General features: G+C 55.8%; 2 protein-coding genes. One reads left to right on the forward strand and one right to left on the reverse strand.

Features of this window, described 5'->3' with window-relative positions; all coding sequences use genetic code 11:
* Positions 1 to 247: hypothetical protein (locus AC1D1P_RS23990; protein ID WP_477674740.1), on the reverse strand; the 247-nt coding region annotated here is incomplete at its 3' end.
* A 263-nt stretch (positions 248 to 510) separates the two neighbouring features.
* Between AC1D1P_RS23990 and AC1D1P_RS23995 the strand changes: the two genes are divergently transcribed.
* Positions 511 to 915 (forward strand): hypothetical protein, encoded by a 405-nt coding sequence (locus AC1D1P_RS23995; protein WP_477668254.1) that lies wholly within the window; start codon positions 511 to 513, stop codon positions 913 to 915.
* The last annotated feature ends 191 nt before the right edge of the window (positions 916 to 1,106 follow it).

Genomic DNA, 1,106 nt, shown 5'->3' on the forward strand with positions numbered 1-1,106 from the left:
CATTGCAGCCCTCGTCGGCATATTCACGCTCAGGCCACTGGGCGAACACATCAATGTTCTTACCGCTGTTGCTTGCACCGGTTTCGGTGTAATTGCCATTGGAGGCTTGGGGCGTGCGACCAGCCGTTGTCCTCAGTGCAGCAAGCTTTTCTGTGGGCATTTTGAAAACACTGAGGGAGGTTCTGCAAGTGTTTTCGCCTCGTCCTGTCGTCACTGCGGCTTCCGCACAAATCGAGCTCAATGACATGGCGCCACAATCCATCAAAGTTGAAGGGCGAGCACACGTCGCGCGGTCTAACCCTTCCATCGAGAGGACGTACCCCGGCAAGCCGGGTCACGCCTCTCATCTCAAACGTTAAGGCTCATCAAGGCATCTCACCGGCACTTCGCTCAATCCGACCCAAGCTCCTTGTCGCTTGCTTGCTGGTGGTCGCGACACCCTCCTTCGCCGCGTGGGAACCTGTCGAGGGTGTGATCGAGGGCAGGTTGTTAATGGGAGGTCGCCCTCTCATGGGTGCACAAATTACAGGGTGCGCCGACCGCGGCTATTTCTTCGGTCGCCGACCCTGTTTGAGTCCCTTCGAAACGCGCACTGACGCCGAAGGCCGTTTCACCTTCAAGCAGTTCACAGGTGTCACACCGCCCACGCGTCAGGAGATTAAGGCCAATCCCGGCTATGCGGTTGCTGACCCCGGCTGGGGCTATGGTTTTCGGGTTGACTATGAAGGAATGGCTGCAGAAGCCTTTTCTACCGGCATGGGCTATGGTCGAACTCATGTGCGGGTTGAATGCGACTTTGGCGCCTTTTTGGAGGCGATGAAGAAGACGGGTGTTCGGCCGGTAGCCATCCCAGACAATATGCCGTTCATTGAGTGCGAATACCACGAAAAGCTCATCGAGCTTCCACGCCAATGAGCCTTAACAAGTCAATCGACATGGACCCACAACAGCAGGAGGCAGCTTCGCCGCAAGTGTTGGTGGCCCGGTCATTTTTACGTTAGAGCGCATATGATGACTGATCGCAACTCCACCAAGCTGACCGCTTTATCCGTGCTGCTCCGAGTCGTGATTGCAGCAATCGGAGTTTTTATTGGTCTACTTTTCCT

The organism is Polaromonas sp. P1_E1_2, from assembly GCF_056406035.1.

What these genes read in the sequence shown, in the direction of transcription:
- AC1D1P_RS23995 (WP_477668254.1), top strand. Translation starts at nt 511, where the DNA reads ATGGGTGCACAAATTACAGGGTGCGCCGACCGCGGCTATTTCTTCGGT.